The following is a 16,210-nucleotide window of genomic DNA, read 5'->3' on the forward strand; positions in this document are numbered from 1 at the left end:
GTCGACAGCCGATGGTGCGCCGGGCCCACCGGCCCAGGCCCGCCGGCGGATCGAGACTGGATTCCGCACGACGGGCGGAGGCGATGACAGTCGGTTCCGCCCCTAGGATCGACGACAACGACACATGACCCGCCGCTGGTGCAGCGCCAGCTCCGTCCGCCCCTCACACCGACAGGACACCCCATGTTCACGTTCTTTCGTCGCAGATCCGCGACCGCCGCCGATCAGACCGAACCGCAACTGCCGAGCGGCGAACAGAGTGTGGACTCACCGGAGGCCCGCGCGCACCTGACACTGTTCGCCGGCGACTTGACCGTCAGTGGCCCCTTCGTCGAACCGGGCAGCGACGAGTACGACCTTTGGCGGGCCGGCAAGCTCGTCCCCTGGTACATCAGCCACCACCTCGACCGTGGCCGGCATACCGGACCGAACGTCGATATCGTCTGCAATGCAGAGGAACCGGCCGTTGATATGTGGGAGCTCGGCAGGGTGTATCCGAGGTGGGATCAGACCGGTCTCGCACGGCCCGCATCGGCACGCTCGGACGAGAAGCCGACCGTCTCACGTGTCCGTCAGCGACCACGCCGCGATCAGTCGTCGATGGTCACCACGCGGCGCGGCCTCATCACTGCGGCACAGCAGTGGTCACCCCTGGGCGCAGTTGTCGCAGCGACCGCACCGATTGAGGCCGTCGTCGAGGTCGGGGTCGTCGAGTTGTTGTCGCAGGAACTCCATCCGGCAGCCGTGGGTGTGCTGGTAGTCGATCATCGCCTGCTGCTCGGCCTCCCGTGCGGCTTCGAGACCGTCGTACCGTTGCGCGTCGTAGGACCAGGGTGCACCGGTGGTAATCCACCCGTTCCGGACCCGGGCGACGACACCGTCGACTTCGAGGACATTCAGGACCATCAGCAGCCGGGTGCGTCGCAGCTCGACCTTGGTCAACAGCGTCTTGAGCCGCTGGGCCCGATCTTCACTGAGGGCGTCGAGTACTTGCCTCACGATTTCCTCGCGGGGAAAGGTGAGAGATCCGAAGTAGTCCCAGATCTCGCGGTCGTCGCTCCCGGGCAGCAGGATGGCTTCCGCCCGCGGCAGGGCGCGGCCGGCGCGGCCGATGTGCTGGTAGTAGGAGATCGGGGAGGCGGGGGCACCCATGTGGACGACGAATCCGAGGTCGGGTTTGTCGAAACCCATCCCGAGCGCGGAGGTCGCGACGAGCGCTTTGACCCGGTTGTCCAGCAGATCCGCTTCCAAACGTTCGCGGTCGGCGGCGTCGGTGCGTCCGGTGTAGGCGGCGACGCGGTACCCGTGCTCGGTGAGCACCGCCGCCAGTTCGGTGGCCGCGGCGATCGTGAGGGTGTAGATGATGCCCGACCCGGGCAGCTCGTCGAGTCGCTCAGTCAGCCATGCGGTCCGGGCGGCCGTGTCGTCGAGGTGAATCACGGACAGGTGCAGCGAGGGCCGATCCAGACCGCCGCGCAGGACGACGGTGCCGGTGGTGTCGGCGCCGACGCCGAGCTGGCTGGCGATGTCGCTGATCACCCGGTCGTTGGCGGTGGCGGTGGTCGCCAGGACCGGGACGTCGCCGCCGAGCTGGGCGAGGAGTGCGCTGATGCCGCGGTAGGAGGGCCGGAAGTCGTGGCCCCAGTCGGACACGCAGTGCGCCTCGTCGACTACTACCAGCCCGCTGTTGGCGGCCAGGACGGGCAGGACCTTCTCCCGGAAGCCCGGTTTGATGAGACGTTCGGGGCTGATCAGCAGCACATCGACTCGGTCGGCGTCGATGTCGGCGTGGATGGTTTTCCACTCTTTCACGTTGTCGGAGTGGATGGTCGCAGCACGGACGCCGCCGCGCTGCGCGGCGGCGACCTGGTTGCGCATCAGGGCGAGCAGCGGCGAGACGATCACCGTCGGGCCCCTCCCCTGGCTGCGCAGCAGTTGCGCGGCCAGGAAGTACACCGCGGATTTTCCCCACCCGGTCCGCTGCACCACCAGCGCGCGGCTGCGGTGCACGACCAGTGCTTCGATCGCGGTCCATTGGTCGTCGCGCAGGCGGGCGTCCGGGCCGGCGAGCGCGCGCAGCAGCTCCTCCGCCTTGCCACGAAGTTCTGACGGGGACGTATCGGCCACTGGGTGAGCCGGGCCGCCAGGAGAAACAGGCGGGACGGGAGTCGGTGTGACAGGAGTAAGCGGGGCGGGCAAAGCCGGTCCGAGGAGGGCAGTGATCGCCGACGCCAGATCCGGCAACAGGTCGACGGCGTCCTGCGCTGCCCGGCTCCGCGAAAGCGACCCATTGCCGGAGTAGTAGTGCGCGTGCAGGGCCAGAGCCTGGGCGGCGAGTTCTTCCGGGCTGCTCGTGTTCCGGCTGGCGTGGTGTGCCGCCTGGGCACTGACCATGGGGTGATTCCTCCTCATCGGGGTAGGTCGTGCGCGCGTGGTGCATCGGACGAGCGGCGCACCGAGACATCGCTGGTGATCCCTCCCCTGTCGTATTGCCTCCGTATCACCTTAAGGGCAACGCATTCCACGCTCGCCCGCATGTGTGCGTTGTGTCAGACAGGTGGGTGTCGCGGTAGGCGACGGGTCGAGGTTGTCGCGGATGGCAGCGAGAGTGAGCGCGTCTTCGAGCACGCCGCGGGTGGGGCGACACATCAGGGGACGTGCCGTCACCGCAGGTCAGCGCGTCATTCTCGACAGCAGTTGCCGGCCGGGCGAGGTGCAGCCTCTCCTCTCGACCCGGTGCCGGTGGACCGTATCCTTGCCCCCATGTCCGAGCAGACCGGAGATCTCAGCGCCGATCCCGACTCGGCGCTGCCAAATCTGGCCCTCGACGACACGTGGGTGGATCCGCACACCGTCACGGTCACGGCGCGCACCGCGGCGGAGATCGCACTGCGGATCCACACCTCGATTACCCCGTTCGACGTGCCGGCCGGACAGGGGTTCCCCGCAGCGGCCGGGGCTGCTGTCACGGTCATCGTGCACACCGTCGACGCGGCAACAGGCGGGCCACGGTATCTGCCGCCGGCCGAGCCCGCCGAGTGGGTGCGGGCGATCTTCTCCACCGCAGGCACCGCGCACGGATACTTCCTGGGCGCCGTCGACCCGGACACCGGCACCCACAGGCCCGGCCAGTTCGCCTACCGCCTGTACCTCGACACCGACCGGCAGGCGATTGCGGTGCCGCGGCAGGTGCTCACCTGCCCGCACTACCTGCTCTCGGCCATCGACGGCAGAGAGCACCACGGCACCTGACCCTGCCCGTCGACGCCGAAGAACACTCTCTGCAAGCAGCCCCCGCCTACGAGGTCATCGCACTGGACCGCCCCCTCGACGGACCTGGAACCTCCTCCGGCAGTCAGTAGCGGTAGCTGGAGCGGTTCTTCGGCCGGGAGACGACTTTCACGACACCCCCGACCACGATGCCGAAGAACGCGAGGACGAGGGTCATCCGCAGGAACGCCTGAAACAACTCGCCGCGAATGGAGTACTCGCTGACGATGACCGCGACCGCGGTGACGACCACCACGACCGAGGGAAGGGCACCGACCAGGAACCGGAGCCGCGATCCGCTGCTGTCGTAGGGGTCCCCGAACACGGTATCGGCGACCTTGATCGCCGGATAGAACGCGGCGGCACCGACCAGCGCACCACCGAGGCAGATGGAGGCCACCACCTGCGAGTTGGTGCTGTGCCGGCCCAGGTCGCTCAGCGCGACGGCGAGAACCCAGATCGAGGCCACCCACAGCACGGCGGCGGCGAGCGGCCACAGCCACCACCGGTCCTCGCCACCGATCTTCCAGCAGGCGGTGCGGGCGGTGAACTCGGCCACCGCCCCCACCAGCACGGCCAGCAGCAGCGTCGCCCATCCACCCCACCACCCCGCGGCGGTCCAGTTCGTCAGATGGTCACTGACCTCCGGATAGTCGAGAAAATTCATATGCCTTCCTCCCCTTACCTTTTCAGCTCATGTCGATCGCGTGAGACGCCCCCGCGATCCCCCGTGCAAACGCCGGATGTCGCATGCCCCGGCTGCAGTGTCGGCAGCGTACCCATCAGCCCGGCACCCGGGCTGGACCTGTGGCGGTCACGGCCGCGGCAGGGTCCGGTAGGCGTGAGCGCGAGTGGTGATCGTGTCGGTGAGGTCGGTGACCGTGGTCGCGGCTGTCGAAGTGCTCGCCTGGGCGGCGGTGTGGGCGTGGGCCAGGCGTACGACGTGCGCGTCCGATTCGGCGAGTTGGCGGGCACGCTCGTCGGCGACGCGGGCCGCGGTGTCGGCGGCGGCGAGGTCGGTGTCCAGGTCGGCCACGGTGTCCGCGGCCTGGCGCAGCTCCCGCGCGGCCTGCTCGATCTGGGCGTGTGCCCGGGTGTACGTCCGGCCCTCCTCGGGGGTGAGTGTCCCCGAACCGGTGCCGGCGGCCGCGGTCATCGCCTCGTGCAGTTCGGTCGCGGCGAGGACCTGGGTTCCGAGGTCCCACATGGCCGCCCGCAGGTCCAGGTCGGTGAACATCCCGTCCCGGAACGCCCGAGACCCCTTGATTCGCTCGACCGCCAGGATGGCGTCGCTCATCGGCCGCCGTAACTCCTCCGGGGCCTGCCGCAGCTGTCCGCCGAGGATCCGGGCGGGTTGCCGTTTCCGGTCGCTGCGGTCCACGAGGTGCAGTCCGCCGACCGCGGCGCCGGTCAGCAGCCACGTCACCAGCAGTGTCGTCGCGGCCTCGGGCAGGACGGCGAGGAAATCCTCGATCACCTCGTCCGACCGGGCCGGGTCGGTGGTCCCCCAGACAAGATGCAGAAAGGCCGCTCCCACACCTCCGGCCACGAGCATCACCGCGGTGACCGCCGCGGAGACCGCCCCGACTGCGGCGACCACGCCGAGGGCGGACCCGACACCATCTGCCAGGGGTGAGGGTCGCGGCTCGGACTGGTGGAGAACGACGGTATCCCAGTGCACCTCAGACGGTGCGGGAGTTACCTTCTCGGCTGTCATGCCCTACTCACCGTCGCTTCCGCAAGGTTCGACGATCCCTCGCCCTGCCGGCACCGCTCCCCTGGCGTGGTGCGAGATACAAAACACGGTCGCCATTCTGCTTTTCCCTCCCTGACCCCAGCTGTCTGTTCGTGTCGGAATCTATCGCGCGGCACCCACACGTTTCGGTCATGCCGACCTCGGATACGACCCACCGGTATCGAGGGCGGCGTCGCCGATGGCGGCGATGCGCGCGAGGCGCTGCTGCTGTTCGCCGATCCCGCGGGCGGGGTCCGGGCCTGCGGCCACACCGCGGTGACGATGCGGCTGTAGTCGCGGCCGGCGAGGACGATCACGTCCTCTAGATCCAGGAGTCCCTGGGCGCTAGCCTGCGCGTGGACAGTGTCGGCGGTGACCGAACCCGGTTCCCCCACACGCATCTCGTACGGAGCGACCACGGTATCGAGGGGAAGCAACCCGAACCTTCCGGACAATATTCGAATGGACTCGACCGGGGCGAGCCGGCGGGCGGCCCGCTGACAGAGCCGATGAAAGGTACCGAGGTACAGGGCACCGGCCGGAACCGCTCCGACCCCCGTCCGCTTTCGTGACCCGCAGCCAACGATCACCAACGGTGACGACTGCCCCGCCCGCACCGGGGTGACCCCGTGCGCAGGCGCCGCGGCAGCTGTGTGGTGGTCGTGGGTGACGTGGTCGGCGAGGGTCCAGTCCAGCCATTCCCAGCCGGGCCGATGGTGCAGGCCGACCACGCCGTGGCGGTGGCCAGCCATCAGGAACGGGGTGTGCCAGAGCAGCAGATCGGTGTTCGGCAGACGCAGCCGGGTGCCGTCGTGACGGCGCAGCAGGGTGGTGGTGGGGCCGACCGCGAGCGGGATGCCGCCGTGCCGGCCGCCGCCCTTCGGGCCGACGCCCGGACGGGAGAACACCAGACCCACCTCCAGGACCAGAGCGGCGCCGGGGGTCGGCGGGGTCAGGGCCGGGTCGGTGTAGCGGTAGGTCGGGCGAATCAGCACAGACATGGCGGGTCCCTTCTCGGTGACAGGCGGGCGCGCGGGATCCATCCGGGCGCATTCTGGGAGCTGGGTGTGTGCCCGGGCCAGTCGGCGGGGCCAGGATGTCGGGCGTGGCCCGGTGAAGGCCTCCGAACGTGTCGTGAGGCGTCGAACACCCGTCGCCGGCACCCGTGCGTCCGGCCGCGACGCACGAACGAGGCCCCCACCGGGCGGCAGGAGCCTCGTTCGCCGGTTACAGGTAGTCGATCTCGTCCCCGGACAGCGTGCGCCCGGTCCCCAACTCGACGAGCGCGACCTTGGCGGCCACGAATTCCTCGTGCGAGCCGCCTCCGATCGCCGCGCAGTAACGAGCGCGTGCAGCCGCCAGCTCGGCGGACTCCTCGATGACTGCAGTGGTGGACATGTGCATCTCCCCTCGAATCAGCATTCCATCACCTTACAATGTGACATTGCTATGTGCAAGTTGCGATTCAACACGGGTCTCGCTGCGTCACAAAGGCATATGTTCATGCCGTGCACTGACGAACAGAAAGAGAGCCACGCGGACCGCCGCGCGCAGGCGTGGCACCGGTGACGCACCAGCCCGCCGCGGCGAATGACACGTGCGCCCGCGATGCGCGGATCGGACAAACCCGGCGCGGCGACCCGCTACCGTTTTCCTATGGGGACCGCCTTCCACGGGCCGAGCCCGTGGCCGCACATCACCCGCGCCATCCGCACGCGCGGACCCCGCCATGCCGCGATCGCCCACCTCGGCCAGGACGCCCCCACCCTGCTCCCTTTACGCGCCGGCGACGTCCTGATCGTCAACGCCTCCCGCGCCGCCGTCCGCGCGCACGCCACCTCCCCGGTCGCGCTCGCCCACTACCTGGACGCCGGAGTCCGGGTGCTGTCGTCACCGAACCTGCACGCCAACGTCATCGCCACCGACCGGCGGGCAGTCATCGGCTCCGCGAACGCCTCCCACAGTTCCACCCTCGCCGACGAGGCCGTGGTCATCACCGACGACCCCGACATCGTTGCCTCCGTCCGGGCGTTCATCGACGGGATCGAGGAGACCACCGAGATCGACCAGGTATTCCTCGACAACGCCACCGCGCAATGGCAGATCGGGCGGGCGGTACCCCTGCCCGGGGTCACCAGCCGCGGGCGCGGCGACCCCGGGTTCCTGCCCGCGAAGATCCCGCGGATGTTTGTGCACCACACCGTCGAGTACGATCCGGGCCCGACCGAGCAGGAGTTGTGGGCGACTCAGGCGCGCCGGCAGCGCGGCGCGGCCGGGCCGGCGGCGAAGTACCAGCTCGAATGGTTCCGCCATCACAGATCCGATACTCGCCTCGAGCGGGGTGATGTTCTGCTGTTCGTGACCGCGGACAATAGTTGGGTTCATCCCCCAGCCGTGGTGGATTCCGAGGCGATCGCGATCCTCCACGCCCCCGGCGCCGCCGGGCATCTGCTGCGCAGCCGAGCCGACCTTGCGCCCATCCCGGTAGCGGATGCGGAACGCATGCTCGCCGACCTCGGACACCCCAATCCCCGGCTCCGGGTCGATCACCGCATCGCCTCCCCCACCCTGCGGACCGCCCTGCTCGGGCTCTGGAACCTCTGAACCACCGCGAACAATAGGCGCCGTGACCTGTGTGAACGACACGTCCCCACCTGATCAGTGCGCCGACATCGCCGTCCGAGCCTGCCCACACCACTGCCGCTCAGTCGGGTGAGTTCACGCCAGGGCCAGGACGCGGGACCGTGCCTCCAGGTAGCGGGCCAGGAGATCGAGCATCTCGGCATCCGGGTGGGTGAGTTCGGGCAGGTCCTTCGCGCCGATGATCGTCTGGTCGACCGCGGTGACCTGCCGCCGGCACTCGCCGACCGCTTCCGGGGTGACGGTGTCGGCGTCGAGCCGGTCGGTGAGGTACCGAATCGACGCGTCCAGACCCAGACCCGGATTCCGGGTGTTGTTGCCGGCCCTCCGGGTTTCGGCCATCTGCCACCACCCGTCCAGCTCGGCCAGCACCGCGGGATCGGTGACCGCGATCCGCAACGCTCGGTCGATCGACTGCGGATCGGTGATGTCGAACTCGTCCACACCGGATGTGCGGGTGAGGATCTGGCCGAGCTGATGGTTGGCGAGTCCGTCCCCGCGGCTCCACCAGTACGACACCATCACGTGCACCTTGTTCGCCGTCGCCAGCTCCCCCATCACACCCGTCCCCTCTATGCAGACCAACAGTTCTTCCGGTACATCCTCACAGCCCGGCAACCGCCCCGCAGCACCGGGTCAGCGCCCGTGGATCAGTGAGTCAGCCTGTGCGGCTGCAGGTGTGGGTGACCGCGCACATCGGGCACCACGTACGCTCGCCGACGATCCACCCGTTCGTCTCGGCGAAGGCCACCGCCTGAGCTCGGCTGGCGCCGGCCGCGGTGAAGGTGTGCTCACACAGATCGCACCGCACCGTCCACCCACGCCTGCCCGTGGACCGCACCAACGTATGAACAGTCATATTGTCCCCCGACTTCGACACTGTGCCCCCAGCATGGCACACCCCCTCCAGCAGTGGTGACCCACGCAGGCCAGGCCCCCGGCCGTCACATCCGAACCGCAGCACGGGAGTCGGCCCCTCCGGCGTCGTGGTCATGCGCGAGATCACCGAGAACACACCCGAGTCTCTGCGATGCGGTCACCGCCATGAAGCAGTGAGGGTCACGTCCAAAGGGGACGTGTCGTCTGTGCAGGTCAGGAGCATCGTGCGGGTGTCAGGACTCGACCGGGACCAGGCGGTCGAGCTTGGTGTGGAATGGGTAAGTCCCTGGGGCGCTGAGAACCGACTCGACCAGAGCGTCGTCGCCGCAATGCTCATGGGTCGTGAACACCGAGGTGCCCTCAGAATGAACCTTGACCTTGTCGCCGATCTCCAAACCCGCGTGGGTCCCCGGATTCTCGGTCATAAGACATGACTAACCTGTCCGGCTTCGCTGTGCAAGCCGCCGATATTTGTCAGGTTCGATTCGATCGTGCTCCCACTGCCGCATCGGCGCCACACTGTGCCGATAGCCGATCGTCGAGCGGAACGCTGAAACCTACGCTCGGGCGCCATATCGGGCGATGCAGTGCCACACCTTCTTCAGGTCCTGCGGATCGAAGGATGCACTCCGTGCGCGACCGAGGATGGCCGGGGTAAGCAGGCCGTCGTCGGCGATGCCTCGGGCCAGGTCGACGACGTGCGGCCCCCGGTAGTCAGGATGGTGTGCAATCTCCTCGATGCCAACTGTGTATCCGTCGTGCCACAACACTGGGCACGCGAGCGATCGGGCGATCTCGCCGAAGTGCGTGTCGCGGTAGCTGGGGTCGAGAACGAGGGCCTCGACATCTGACGCAATGTCGATGGTTCCGTGAACGTGCGCCTCGATGTAGTCGTCGAGCGGATCGTCGAATTCCACCGCCGCAGCGGTATCGACCAAGTTCATCGCCTCGGCGGTGCCGAACAAGTCAGGTTCGAAGACGCTGTCAGGGAAGCAGAAAGTGGTGCGGTCGAGGGTGTGCTCGGCCAGCAGGAAGTAGGAGGAACCGAAACGAGGAGATCCTCCGTATGGGTCGGCGCGGTAGTTCAGCGATCCATACTTCGGGCGCTCCGCCGGCTCGAGCTCGTCGTAGGCGCCAACGAACATGCGGCTCTCCCACTTCCACCTGGCGCCGCCGGGGTGGGCAGTCAGACCACCGTTGCCTGTCCGGGTCTCGAACTGTGACAGGTATGCGCCTCGGTCCGCGATCGCCTCGAGCGTCGAAGCACCGTTGAAGGGGAGATCTGGGTGAAAGTGCACGGTCACACGGAGTGCCCGGTCAAGCGGAACGCCCTCGGCGAAGCCGCGAACGTGTGCGATGGCTATGTGCCCCGGAGGGGTATCGATAGGCACGCATCCATTATCTGATTGAACCTGTATCTCGCGCGTACCAGAACTTGCACCGACACGGTCGCGTCTCAGCGCACTGAAGATCGGTTCCGGTCATCCCTCGACGAACGTTCAGTGCTCGGAAGGCCCTCCTCGTGGATCGACTACCGGGAGTCGATATGGACACCTTGAGCGTTCGCGTCTCCGCTCTTCCAGACCAGCCACTTCTCATTGACCGCTGCGGCGAGGTCGATGTCATGAAAACGCGCTAGCAGCAACGTTTGACAGAGAACATCGGCCACTTCGTTCCGGAGTGCTGCCGCCAACTGGTCCGGTGAGCGCTCCTTCGTTCTAGCCTGTCCCGTCACCATCAGGAAACTTTGGGTCAGCTCGCCAACCTCTTCCTGTAGCTTCAGCAGAAACCATGCTGCATCACGTTCGATCCCGAAGCGTTCGGCGTAGTGTTTCGAGATCTCTTCTACCTCGTCCGAAAGCTGTCCCAGGTCCATCCGTTGATCAGACCAGGCCTGCTCGATAAGGTCACGTCTTCCAATCACCTCTGATCGAAACGAATGGTGAGGAGAGTGTCCCGTCCGGTCACCGATCGCGACGCGGTGTCAGGTGTTCTTTGAATCGACGAATCGGTGGTCTCTGAGGACGGGTACCGAACGGCTCTGGTCAACTTCGGTTGCGATCGCCACATCCTCGGCATATCCAGCCGTGACGAGTTCGCGACCGGATCCACACCCGTGCAGCGCCGACGCTATTCGACCGGACACCGCCTCCCACGCCACCGCGGTAACTTCGGCTTCAGGCGATGCCGTCCAGCCCCGGGAGATCAGCTCAGCGATCACAGCGCCGGCGCCCCACTGGTCTTCCACTGCCGGCCGCAAGGTGCCGTCCGGCCACTTTTCCCCGGCTGCGATCACCGCCACCACCGTTTCCTGCGTGTAGTTGTCGGCGATCCATTCGGCGACCGCGCGGGCGTTGCGTAGCGACGCTCCGAGGCAGGTTCCCGCGGAGGACTCCAGCTCGTACGCGATCGATGAGCCGTTCGGAGACGGAAGGACGAGGCGATCCACCCCCTGTGCCGAACGAATGGTGCTGGGCGACAGACTGATCGACCCTGGCGTTGCCGAACTCCGGCCCACGGCAAGCACGGCATCGTGGTCGGCGGCATACCGCACCGCAGAAGTGTCCCGCCATCGGTAGGGAAGGACCTCGATACCAGCATCGATCGCGACTGACAGGGTGGTGGTGAACGACAGAACATCGACGATGACCGCGACGTGTGCGTCCGGTGCCACTGCGGTGGCTCCGGTCAGTCCCCACTCGAAGCGCAGTGAATAGTCCTGTTGCCGATGGTCACGATTCACTCCACACACTCTGGCATATCTGGACACCGCTCGACGCACTCATGGAGGGTGTGGCCGCCTCCCTGAGAGCGAACCTCGCTCACCGGTAGTGAAACCCGCACCGGGACGAGCTCGGCGCCAGCGCGTGCCGTCGGCCGCCGGCGTCTCGTCCCCCAAGCGGATCCGCTTACGGAACAAAGCTCTGCTTCAGGGCGCGGTGCAGGTCGTCTACGCTCGCGCCATACGTATGCGACGCGTATGACAGCGTGCGAAGTGCCGCAGCCACCGGGTCGCGGTCGAGCGCGCTGAAGAGTGCGGGGATCGCCTGATAGGGGACGTTGAATCCGCCATTGTCGAAAGGATTGCGCCGAGTGGCGAGGGAATAGTGGGGGTCCCCTTGCGGCTCATCGTCTTCGGTTCGATCGGCGATCCACCGTTGGATCGCGCTCTGCATATCATCGAACGGCGCTGGTAGGGGTCGTCCGTTTCGCATCGCCACGAGAGCCGGAACGACCCACTCCTTGCTGGCCAATCCTGAGAACTCGTACGCCTGAGTTGCGCACCAGTGGGCGAGGTGGCGTTGGGTAGGTGCGTCCAGCGTGAGGATCGCTCTGACGAGTCCTGGGTCGTAGTCGATGAGCTGCAGTGCCCCGGGAATAGCCTGCACTTGGCTGAATTCACTCGGAACACGTTTGTGCTCGGTTTCGGGACGGGCGGAAATCGAACTCGTCTTGAGGTCGTCGAGGGTGGATTCTTCGCGAGGGCGGAAACCCGAGCCGGCGACAACTTGGAAGGGCTCATGTGGATCTGCCCCGGCCCTCGAGTCGCGAAAGAAGTCTTCGATCGTCTGCGGAATGCCATCGTCGATGACCGGTTCCTCGAGGTCGAGAAGGTCGTGGTCGTCGTCCGTCGGCTCATCATCGCAAGAGTGCATGAGCCGACACTCGCACAGAGCCCTTCCGAAGGGGGACCGATTAGCGATCCGCTACCGGGCAGGCTGGACCGTTCGCCGGAAGCGGATCCATACCGCCGACGACCGGATGATCCATCCCAGTAACAGTCCGAGATAGATGCCCCACAGTCCGCGATCGAGGACTTCCACGAAGAACCAGGCAGCGGGCACCGTTCCGCAGAATGTGGCCAGCACCGAGACGTACATGATCCCCCGGGTATCGCCCAACGCACGGAGCTGAGCCGCATACACCAGCTCAGCCACCATGATCAGTGTCATGACCGGAAGAATGACGACAGTCCCCGACACCACATCGAGAACCTCGGGGTCGTCGGTGAACACGCCGAAGAACAGCCCCGGGAATGAAGCGAGCACCACAGACACCACGCTGGACCCGACCAGCATCAACACCGCTCCGGCACGAACAAATGCCTCGTGCCCGTCCCGGTCCCTGGCCCCGAGTCGTTGGCCCACCAGTATCGCGATCGCACACGCCAACCCGAAGATGATCACCCAGACCACCGACACCGCCGAGCCCATCACTCGAAAAGCTGCCAACCCCGCAGCCCCCAGTCCCGCCGCAAGCCCCACCAACGCGACATCCGCGCCGTAACTGAACAGGCCGAAGACGGAATCCGGCCACGCGATTCGGAGCCACTCTCGTACAAGATCCCGGCGACCCTCCGGTGAGGCCCGCTTCGCCGCTTCGATGGACTCGCCGAGCGTTTCCCGCGCACGAAATGTCAGATACGCCGCGCCGAAAGCAGTGGCGAGGGTCGTGGCGATCGCCGAACCGACCTGCCCGAGACCGACCTCGAAAATCAACACCCACGCCAGGGGCATGTTCACCAATGCAACGAGGGCAGTGACCTGCGCCGCCGTCCGGGTATCCCCCACACCGCCGAGTAGTCCGCGCAGGTGCGCCGTGACCGCCGTGAACGGCAGTCCTATCAGCAAGATGCGCAGCATCGACGTGGTGTCGTGCGCCACACCAGGGTCGACACCACCCTCAGGCCGGCCGGGCACCGTAGCCTCGACGATCACCGATGCACCCGCGATACCCGCAATCGCAAGCACTGTTCCCGCCGCCACGACACCGACGAACCCGACCCCGGCAAGACGGACAATCGACGTACTGTCCCCAGCGCCGTGCCATCGAGCGACCAGAACCTGTGTCGCCGAACCACACGGAATGATGATCGCCGTGAACAGGATCCAGATCGGAAAAGCCACCGCGGCACTCCCCAGCGCCTGCGTCGAATAGTGTCCGAGCAGCGCGGTATCGGTGGCACTGAGAATCAAACTGATCGCTGACACCATGATGATCGGCCACGCAACTGCCCAGACCTGCCAGCATCTGCCGACGAGACTGCCAGCGGGTGCGACCGGAACCGTGACCGCATGCGTCATGACACGCACGATCGTGGGCAGGATCTGTTCACCATGTAGGGATATTTCCAGACGAGCGCCCACCACACCGCACGGCAGTGACCGTATGCGCGACGCCGGAGGTGCGGCCCGATCGAGTCGACCTGCAACTTTGTGACCGATATCAGCCGCGGTCAGGGTTGAAATCACGGTGCGTGGAACGGACAGACGGATTGAGCCACCCGAACCTGGCACCGACTCGATCGAACGGAAAAGGTACCGTCTGTGTGGCTCCATCCCAGTCTTCCGCGCCGTCGTCACATGTCCGGCTGCCGCGTCGGTATGGTTTGACGGTGACACTCAGCCTTCGGCCTGCTGTAGTTTCGGACGCCCATTTTCTTGCGGAAATGCTGGCAGCAGCGGCCTATTGGCACCCCAATAGCCCATCGGGGAGCGTGGAGGACGTGCTGGCGAAGCCAGAGCTGGCGCGCTACGTCACCGGCTGGCCGCGTGCGGGAGATCTCGGCGTCATCGCGGAGAATGAAGGTCCGGTCGGAGCAGCGTGGCTGCGATTCCTGCCGAAAAGCACCCCGGGTTACGGGTTCGTCGACACGGTGACACCGGAACTGACCATCGGAGTCCTGCACAGGTGGCGGGGTCACGGAGTCGGCACACGTCTGCTGGAAATGTTGATCGACGCTGCCCGCGAGAAGCACCTCACGGCGGTGAGCTTGAGCGTAGAGCCGGACAACTACGCGCTGCGTCTGTACGAGCGGTTCGGATTCGAACCAGTCGGCACGGTGGGCGGGGCGATCACGATGCTCCTGCAACTCTGACGTTCCGTCAAAGTCGACCAGTGACCGCCGGCGGGGTGATCGAAAATCTTCCGCCAACGGCGTGAAGCCGGTAGAGAAGCATCTGTGAACACGCCGCTCCGATACCGCATCTTTGCCGAGGTGGCGGACGGCGGAGTAGTCGACAAGCAGCGCAGGGTCGATCCAGCGTAGACCGAGGATCGGACAAGAAGGATGAAACATGGCAGCTACGCCTTTCATCGCCAGCAGTAGAATCGTGCGAGAAAAACGGCCCACGCAAGCTAACGAGCGAACAAACGTGTTGGCGTTTCTGCGGTGGCATCGAAACACATTGGAACTCAAGTGTGCCGGTCTCACCCCTGAGCAACTCGCGCTTCAGCCGCTGAGCCCTTCCTCGCTGTCGCTGTTGGGGCTTCTTCGGCACGCCGCCGAGTCCGAACGATTTTGGTTCCGCCGGGTGATGGCAGGTGAAGAAGCCTCCGCACTTTTCTCAACTCCAGGCGACGAATTCGACGTGGCAGGCGCAAACATTGAGACGGTCGTCGCAGCATTTCACGCGTGGCGGACAGAGGTCGCATTCGCGGAACACTACGTCAACTCCGTGTCAGATCTCGAGGTCACCGGGAACGAACCCGGCGAAGGACCGGTATCTCTGCGCTGGGTGCTCTCGCACATGCTGGAGGAGTACGCCCGGCACAATGGCCACGCTGATTTACTGCGGGAACAGATTGACGGCGCTGTAGGACTCTGAAGTCTCCTATTTGATCGACTTCACGAAGACCGCCCGGCAGCGGATCGTTGCCCGGTGAGTCGACGAAACCCGGTTGTCCGTTCAGCCGGCGGCTCGTACGCTCCTCCGATGGCGCAGGACTCCAATTCTGGGATCAGGATGCACGACGATGAAATCGAGGTCGACGTGGTCCGCGTCAGACGGCTGCTCCAGGAGCAATTTCCGGAGTGGGCACATCTGTCCATCGAGCCGGTTCGTTCTGCGGGCACCGACAACGCGATGTTCCGCTTGGGTGAGGCCCTGGTGGTTCGGCTCCCGCGGACCCCAGCGGCCGTCGCACAGGTGGAGAAGGAGCATCGTTGGCTGCCGGCGTTGGCGCCGCTCCTGCCGCTGCCCGTTCCGATACCTGTTGCCGTGGTAGTGGCCGGTGTGGGCTACCCCTGGCCGTGGTCGGTGTATCGGTGGCTCGACGGAGAGAATGCGACCAATGCCCCGCCTGCCGATTCCCACCACGCTGCGCTCGAGCTTGCCGGATTCGTCAACGCCCTCCATCGGATCGACACCACGAATGGACCGCTACCCGGATCGCACAACTTCAACCGCGGTGTGCCACTGGTGCAGCGGGATGCACCCACGCGGTCCGCGATCGAATCCTTGCGCGGAGTCCTCGACACCCGCGCCGTTGAGCGGGCGTGGGACGCGGCCCTCAATGCGCCCGGGTGGAGTACGGAAGCGGTGTGGATCCACGGAGACTTACAGTCGGGAAACCTGCTGACCCGCCGGGGTCGACTCACCGCGGTGATCGACTTCGGCGGCCTCGGGATCGGGGATCCAGCATGCGACTGCATGGTGGGGTGGACTCTTTTCGGTCCGCAGGCGCGGAAAGTCTTCCGTGATGCCCTCGCGGTCGACGACACGACGTGGGCTCGCGGACGCGGCTGGGCCCTGTCCGTCGGGTTGATCGCTTTGCCGTACTACCAGGGCACCAATCCCGCTCTGGCTACGGTGGCGAGGCGCGGTATCGAGGCAGTCCTGGCCGACCATTCCTAAGGCGGGTGGGACCAGTCGACGAGCGTGAATCGACGTCCGCCATTTCCTT

General features: G+C 66.2%; 16 protein-coding genes and 1 pseudogene. 5 read left to right on the forward strand and 12 right to left on the reverse strand.

The genetic code is table 11. The features are described from left to right. Positions 1–657 precede the first annotated feature (657 nt). Positions 658–2,127, reverse strand: a pseudogene (locus ACLIVD_RS43345) (RecQ family ATP-dependent DNA helicase); the annotation flags it as partial. 636 nt (positions 2,128–2,763) lie between these two features. On the opposite strand from ACLIVD_RS43345, the gene ACLIVD_RS43350 reads away from it, so the two are divergent. Continuing rightward, entirely contained in the window at positions 2,764–3,252 is a 489-nt protein-coding gene (locus ACLIVD_RS43350) for an N-formylglutamate amidohydrolase (protein WP_206004790.1), read from the forward strand. A gap of 103 nt (positions 3,253–3,355) precedes the next feature. On the opposite strand, the gene ACLIVD_RS43355 is transcribed toward ACLIVD_RS43350, so the two are convergent. The 4 genes from ACLIVD_RS43355 to ACLIVD_RS43370 form a co-directional block, all read right to left on the reverse strand. Next, positions 3,356–3,937 (reverse strand): hypothetical protein, encoded by a 582-nt coding sequence (locus tag ACLIVD_RS43355; protein WP_206004791.1) that lies wholly within the window; start codon positions 3,935–3,937, stop codon positions 3,356–3,358. Positions 3,938–4,084: 147 nt separating this feature from the next. Continuing rightward, positions 4,085–4,987, reverse strand: a complete 903-nt coding sequence (locus ACLIVD_RS43360) for a hypothetical protein (protein ID WP_206004792.1) — start codon at positions 4,985–4,987, stop codon at positions 4,085–4,087. Beyond that, positions 4,984–6,006 (reverse strand): DUF6884 domain-containing protein, encoded by a 1,023-nt coding sequence (locus ACLIVD_RS43365; protein WP_241032096.1) that lies wholly within the window; start codon positions 6,004–6,006, stop codon positions 4,984–4,986. Before ACLIVD_RS43365 ends, ACLIVD_RS43360 begins: the two co-directional genes overlap by 4 nt. 226 nt (positions 6,007–6,232) lie before the next feature. After that, positions 6,233–6,403 (reverse strand): hypothetical protein, encoded by a 171-nt coding sequence (locus tag ACLIVD_RS43370; protein WP_206004793.1) that lies wholly within the window; start codon positions 6,401–6,403, stop codon positions 6,233–6,235. A 258-nt stretch (positions 6,404–6,661) separates the two neighbouring features. Between ACLIVD_RS43370 and ACLIVD_RS43375 the strand changes: the two genes are divergently transcribed. Further along, complete coding sequence (locus tag ACLIVD_RS43375; protein WP_206004794.1) at positions 6,662–7,609, forward strand: phospholipase D family protein; 948 nt, start codon at positions 6,662–6,664, stop codon at positions 7,607–7,609. Between the two features lie 114 nt (positions 7,610–7,723). Here the strand turns inward: ACLIVD_RS43375 and ACLIVD_RS43380 are convergent, their stop codons facing one another. The 7 genes from ACLIVD_RS43380 to ACLIVD_RS43410 form a co-directional block, all read right to left on the reverse strand. Then, complete coding sequence (locus tag ACLIVD_RS43380; protein ID WP_206004795.1) at positions 7,724–8,203, reverse strand: hypothetical protein; 480 nt, start codon at positions 8,201–8,203, stop codon at positions 7,724–7,726. 554 nt (positions 8,204–8,757) lie between these two features. Continuing rightward, complete coding sequence (locus ACLIVD_RS43385; RefSeq protein ID WP_206004796.1) at positions 8,758–8,949, reverse strand: hypothetical protein; 192 nt, start codon at positions 8,947–8,949, stop codon at positions 8,758–8,760. 132 nt (positions 8,950–9,081) lie between these two features. Next, positions 9,082–9,915 (reverse strand): DUF3626 domain-containing protein, encoded by an 834-nt coding sequence (locus tag ACLIVD_RS43390; RefSeq protein ID WP_206004797.1) that lies wholly within the window; start codon positions 9,913–9,915, stop codon positions 9,082–9,084. A gap of 140 nt (positions 9,916–10,055) precedes the next feature. After that, complete coding sequence (locus tag ACLIVD_RS43395; protein WP_206004798.1) at positions 10,056–10,400, reverse strand: nucleoside triphosphate pyrophosphohydrolase family protein; 345 nt, start codon at positions 10,398–10,400, stop codon at positions 10,056–10,058. A 108-nt stretch (positions 10,401–10,508) separates the two neighbouring features. After that, positions 10,509–11,267 (reverse strand): 2-phosphosulfolactate phosphatase, encoded by a 759-nt coding sequence (locus ACLIVD_RS43400; protein ID WP_206004799.1) that lies wholly within the window; start codon positions 11,265–11,267, stop codon positions 10,509–10,511. A 166-nt stretch (positions 11,268–11,433) separates the two neighbouring features. Continuing rightward, a complete protein-coding gene (locus ACLIVD_RS43405; RefSeq protein ID WP_206004800.1) occupies positions 11,434–12,180 on the reverse strand; it encodes a hypothetical protein in 747 nt (248 codons plus the stop codon). A gap of 51 nt (positions 12,181–12,231) precedes the next feature. Next, entirely contained in the window at positions 12,232–13,608 is a 1,377-nt protein-coding gene (locus tag ACLIVD_RS43410) for an MATE family efflux transporter (RefSeq protein WP_206004801.1), read from the reverse strand. A 311-nt stretch (positions 13,609–13,919) separates the two neighbouring features. Here ACLIVD_RS43410 and ACLIVD_RS43415 point away from each other — a divergent pair, with 311 nt between their 5' ends. The 3 genes from ACLIVD_RS43415 to ACLIVD_RS43425 all read left to right on the forward strand — a co-directional run bounded on the left by ACLIVD_RS43415 (position 13,920) and on the right by ACLIVD_RS43425 (position 16,161). After that, complete coding sequence (locus ACLIVD_RS43415) at positions 13,920–14,402, forward strand: GNAT family N-acetyltransferase (RefSeq protein ID WP_338050649.1); 483 nt, start codon at positions 13,920–13,922, stop codon at positions 14,400–14,402. A 199-nt stretch (positions 14,403–14,601) separates the two neighbouring features. Further along, complete coding sequence (locus tag ACLIVD_RS43420) at positions 14,602–15,132, forward strand: DinB family protein (RefSeq protein WP_206004803.1); 531 nt, start codon at positions 14,602–14,604, stop codon at positions 15,130–15,132. A gap of 138 nt (positions 15,133–15,270) precedes the next feature. After that, positions 15,271–16,161 (forward strand): aminoglycoside phosphotransferase family protein, encoded by an 891-nt coding sequence (locus ACLIVD_RS43425; protein ID WP_206004804.1) that lies wholly within the window; start codon positions 15,271–15,273, stop codon positions 16,159–16,161. Positions 16,162–16,210 lie beyond the last annotated feature (49 nt).

This window comes from Rhodococcus sp. G6(2025) (assembly GCF_058628105.1).